This is a genomic window from Mesorhizobium sp. WSM4829 (genome assembly GCF_055811475.1).
The window spans coordinates 1-232 of sequence record NZ_JBVVQJ010000183.1 but is presented as its reverse complement, the minus strand read 5'-3'; the positions used below and the strand labels follow the sequence as shown (position 1 = coordinate 232).

Annotated in this window: 1 protein-coding gene; it reads left to right on the top strand. The window is 89.7% G+C overall.

The window, feature by feature from the left end; translation table 11 throughout:
• Nucleotides 1-232: hypothetical protein (locus tag AC0L17_RS34775; RefSeq protein ID WP_473519033.1), on the top strand; the 232-nt coding region annotated here is incomplete at both ends.

Genomic DNA, 232 nt, shown 5'->3' with positions numbered 1-232 from the left:
GCGCAGGGGGGGCCCCCCCCCCAACCCCCCCCCCCCCCCCCCCCCCCGCCCCAACCCCCCCCCCCCCCCCCAAACCCACCCCCCCCCCCCCCCCCCCCCCCCCCCCCGCACACCCTCCCCCACACCCCCCCCCCCCCCCCCCCCCAAACCCCCCCCCCGCCCCCCCCCTCCCCCCCCCCCCCCCCTCCCCCCCCTCCCCCCCCCCCCCCCCCCCCCCCAACCCAGGGGGGTG